At 43.1% G+C, this 4,234-nt stretch carries 4 protein-coding genes; 2 read left to right on the top strand and 2 right to left on the bottom strand.

Annotation, left to right across the window (positions count from 1 at the left end):
- The first annotated feature begins 231 nt into the window (after positions 1-231).
- Positions 232-861: an imidazoleglycerol-phosphate dehydratase HisB gene (gene hisB, locus ACE1AQ_RS06935; RefSeq protein ID WP_008203540.1), complete on the top strand. Its 630-nt coding sequence runs from the start codon at positions 232-234 to the stop codon at positions 859-861.
- A 29-nt stretch (positions 862-890) separates the two neighbouring features.
- Here the strand turns inward: hisB and thrC are convergent, their stop codons facing one another.
- Positions 891-2,000 carry a threonine synthase gene (gene thrC, locus ACE1AQ_RS06930; RefSeq protein ID WP_008203543.1) on the bottom strand — a complete coding sequence of 370 codons (1,110 nt, stop codon included), beginning with the start codon at positions 1,998-2,000 and terminating at the stop codon, positions 891-893.
- A 451-nt stretch (positions 2,001-2,451) separates the two neighbouring features.
- Here thrC and ACE1AQ_RS06925 point away from each other — a divergent pair, with 451 nt between their 5' ends.
- On the top strand, positions 2,452-3,222 hold the full coding sequence (locus ACE1AQ_RS06925; protein ID WP_008203546.1) for a class II glutamine amidotransferase: 771 nt from the start codon (positions 2,452-2,454) through the stop codon (positions 3,220-3,222).
- 2 nt (positions 3,223-3,224) lie between these two features.
- On the opposite strand, the gene ACE1AQ_RS06920 is transcribed toward ACE1AQ_RS06925, so the two are convergent.
- Positions 3,225-3,953, bottom strand: a complete 729-nt coding sequence (locus ACE1AQ_RS06920; protein ID WP_110545577.1) for an ABC transporter ATP-binding protein — start codon at positions 3,951-3,953, stop codon at positions 3,225-3,227.
- Positions 3,954-4,234: the final 281 nt, after the last annotated feature.

The following is a 4,234-nucleotide window of genomic DNA, read 5'->3' as shown; positions in this document are numbered from 1 at the left end:
CACATCTTTCTTAACATTTCAAACCTTTGTAGCACAAGGCTTTCAAGACTCGGTTAACAATCTGTAATATTCCTTGTTGACACCCTTACTGACAAAGAAAAAACTGAAATCAAGTCAGGATAAGGGTTGGAGTGCTTACTGAAAAAATTGTTAAGAAAGATCCCTATAAGGGATAGCTTGATAAGGGGGCATCTGATAATTTTTAACGGCTACCTACTTATTTTTACTTAAATGATTTCCACTTCCCAGATACCCGATTCTTTTGTCTCACCTTGCCGTCGCGCCTCGGTTAGTCGTACTACCAAAGAAACCGATGTACAGGTGACGATCGATCTTGATGGTAGCGGCAATTGTCGCGCCCAGACAGGAATTCCCTTTCTCGATCATATGTTACAGCAAATTGCCTCCCACGCTGCGATCGATCTCGATGTGCGTGCCACCGGAGATCTAGAAATTGATGACCATCACACCAATGAAGACGTGGGAATCACCCTCGGACAAGCTTTACTGCAAGCTTTGGGGGACAAAAAGGGGATCGTCCGTTTCGGGCATTTTGTCGCCCCTCTCGATGAAGCTTTAGTGCAGGTTGCCCTCGATTTTTCCGGTCGCCCCCACCTCAGTTATGGTCTAGAAATTCCCACCCAAAGAGTGGGAACCTACGATACTCAGCTAGTGCGGGAATTTTTTGTTGCTTTGGTCAATCACAGTCAAATGACCCTACATATTCGTCAATTAGACGGGATTAATTCCCATCATCTTATTGAGGCTACTTTTAAAGCTTTTGCCCGGGCGATGAGTATGGCCATAGCGATCGATCCCCGTCGCGCCGGTATAATTCCCAGTTCTAAGGGAGTTTTATAGAAGCACTGCTTAACCGAATTAACGTTAGCTTAGAAGCCCATAATTTGAGCCACTTGCGTTAATTCGGGAGCAATCCCAGATTTTAGTTGGTTATTGCTGTATTTTACCGCCGAATCTGGGTCTTTTAGTCCATTGCCCGTTAAAACACACACTACCGTGGCCCCATCGGGAACCTGTTGATGCACTTTTAATAATCCTGCCACAGAAGCGGCGCTGGCTGGTTCACAGAAAACCCCCTCTTGGCCCCCTAAAATCCGATAGGCTGCTAATATTTCCTCATCGCTGACCGCATGAAATTGCCCTTGACTAGCGTGACTAGCGGCCCAGGCTTTTTCCCAGTTAGCGGGGTTGCCGATACGGATAGCCGTGGCTAGGGTTTCGGGATGGTCAACCGGTTGTTTAGAGATAAAAGGGGCGGCCCCGGCGGCCTGAAAACCCATCATCTTCGGCAGCCGGTCGCATTTACCTATCTGGTGATACTGACAGAATCCCATCCAATAGGCGCTAATATTGCCCGCATTACCCACGGGAATACATAACCAGTCGGGGGCATTACCCAAGACATCGACAATCTCGAAAGCCGCCGTTTTTTGACCCTCTAAACGGTAGGGATTGACGGAATTGACTAAAGTTACGGGATAATTTTCTGATAGTTGGCGGACAATCTTGAGGGCATCATCAAAGTTGCCATTAATAGCGATGACTTCCGCTCCATACAATAAAGCCTGGGCCAATTTTCCTAAGGCCACATAACCATCGGGGATAATCACAAAGGCCCGCATCCCGGCCCTTCTTGCATAGGCTGCCGCCGCCGCCGAGGTGTTCCCGGTACTGGCACAAATCACCGCTTTTGCCCCTTCTTCCTTAGCTTTCGAGATGGCCATGGTCATGCCCCGGTCTTTAAAGCTGCCGGTGGGATTTAAACCATCATATTTGACAAAAACCTTGACATCGCGCCCGATTTGTGCTGAGAGATAGGGGGCGGGGATCAGGGGTGTATTGCCTTCTAGGAGGGTAATTACAGGGGTTTTACTGCTTACGGGCAGAAATTGGCGATATTCTTCGATCAAACCGCGCCAGCCGCCGATAGACGAGGATTTAGTGGGTGATTGGGGGATCGATCGAGAAATAATTGTCATAGCCTTAAGATACAGATTTGATTAGATGGCCTGATTTCCCATTTTATCCAATAAGCAGGCAAAAAAATTAATCTTGATCGCCCGATTCAGATTCATGGGAGTTAAAACAGGGATGCAGGGAGATAAAAGGCAATAACAGCAAATAAATGACCTTTTTAGGCAAAAAATTGTCATTTTATCCCTAAAAATCTGATTTTTGCCCTTTTTGTCTTTCAGAGGTTGATTTAATTAGGATTTACTGAATAAATCTAAAAACCTTCTGAAAATCGGTAAAACCCCACACCAACCAACAAATTTTTTCAGTAAACCCTAATTAGTAGTAGTGCCAGATTAATTTCTTAGCTAGGATAGGCAAGAGGCAGCTGAAAAAAAATTCTCCTGTCTCCTGTCACGACTGCTGGCAGTAAGTAATTTTGCCAGCATCTGATGTTCAGTTCAAACTCAAGCAACTATGTGTCAACTTCTAGGCATGAATTGTAATGTCCCCACGGATATCTGTTTTTCCTTCGAGGGATTTTGTGCGCGGGGAGGAAAAACCGACGAACATCGAGACGGTTGGGGAATCGCTTTTTTTGAGGGTTTAGGTTGTCGAACTTTTATTGATGTTAAACCCTCGATCGCTTCTCCGATTGCGGAATTAATTAAAAACTATCCCATCCATTCTACCAATGTTATCGCCCATATTCGCAAAGCTACCCAAGGAGAAATTAAACTAGAAAACTGTCATCCTTTTCGGCGGGAATTGTGGGGAAAATATTGGGTTTTTGCCCATAATGGTAATTTAGAAAATTTCTCACCGGCTGCGGGAGATTTTTATCAACCGGTTGGGGAGACGGATTCCGAAAGAGCTTTTTGTTTAATTCTTAATACCCTGCGAGAGACTTTTCCCCAGGGCAAACCTTCCCTAGAACAACTTTATCAAGTCCTAAAAACTATCACAAACTCTATCGCTTGTCAAGGAATTTTTAATTATCTTTTATCCGATGGTGAACATTTTTTTGCCCATTGTTCCACTAAATTAAGCTATATAATCCGTCAGTATCCTTTTGCCGCCGCTCATTTAATTGATGAAGATGTGAGCGTTGATTTTCAAGCTTTAGCTCGTCCGGGCGATCAAGTGGCAATTATTGCCACTACACCCTTAACCGATAATGAAGTTTGGACATCGATTAATGCAGGAGAATTATTAGTTTTTCAGGAGGGCGCACCAATTTTAAGTTAATCTTACCAGTGGTCACTTTGTCGAGATTTTTCTAAGTCAATTAACTGAGTTTTTAGCCCTAACCAATCTAATTGATTAGCAAGGCAATCTGATCCAATTTTTCCTGCTTCTAGATAAATGACTCGCTCGGCAAATTCCTCTAAAAAATCTAGTTGATGATTGACCATAATTATCGTCATTGAACTTTGATTATTTAATACTTCTAATAACCTGCTGGCCGTGCCTGTATCTAAAGCAGAGTTGGGTTCATCTAATAACAGTATGCTCGGTTCTAACAGCAAAGCTCTGGTAATTGCTACTAATTGTCTTTGTCCTAAAGATAATTCTAACTCCCCGCGCTCAAACCACTGTTGAGGAATTTTTAATAGGGATGTCCAATGGTCAATTCTCTGATTAATTTCAGCAGGGTTAAGTTTTTTTAATTGCAGAGGATAAGCGAGAGCATCTCGAACAGTCATCCCTAATAACTTCGACTCTTGTAGCAATAAAACTATCTGTTGTCGCAGGGAAATAACCGGTATTTCCTGAATCGATTTACCTCGAAAATAAATATTTCCCGTGCTGGGTTCCTGCAAACGATTTAACAATCGCAAAAGAGTTGTTTTTCCTGCCCCAGATGCTCCGACAATAGCTAACTTTTCTCCTTGCTTGATGCTAAAAGTAATATCTTCTAACAGATAAGCACTGCCGCGTCGGATAGCTAAATTTACTTGCTCTAGTTCTAAAATCAAGATCGGTCTTTTCCTTACTTAGTTCAAATTTATTATATAATAAAAATAGCCCAATCAGTTCGGCAGGTATTCCCCATGGTTAGTCAAGTTAACAAAACCGAGATTATCTATCCTGAGAGCGACGGTAAACCGATGGCAGATAGGGAGCATCTCACCTTTGCAATAAGTAGAAATGCTTAATGAGATCAATAAAAAAGTTAAAAAAGGCAACCATTTAGATAAGCACAGCGATGACGAAGGACTTGCGGTACATTACAAGATTGCCAACTTGCACCAGTAAT

Source organism: Microcystis sp. BLCC-F209 (assembly GCF_041928595.1).
Classification (GTDB): Bacteria; Cyanobacteriota; Cyanobacteriia; order Cyanobacteriales; family Microcystaceae; genus Microcystis.
Note: the sequence above shows the minus strand (reverse complement) of the source record. Positions and strands in the feature narration are given on the sequence as shown.

What these genes read in the sequence shown, in the direction of transcription:
- hisB (WP_008203540.1), top strand. Translation starts at nt 232, where the DNA reads ATGATTTCCACTTCCCAGATACCCGATTCTTTTGTCTCACCTTGCCGT.
- thrC (WP_008203543.1), bottom strand. Translation starts at nt 2,000, where the DNA reads ATGACAATTATTTCTCGATCGATCCCCCAATCACCCACTAAATCCTCG.
- ACE1AQ_RS06925 (WP_008203546.1), top strand. Translation starts at nt 2,452, where the DNA reads ATGTGTCAACTTCTAGGCATGAATTGTAATGTCCCCACGGATATCTGT.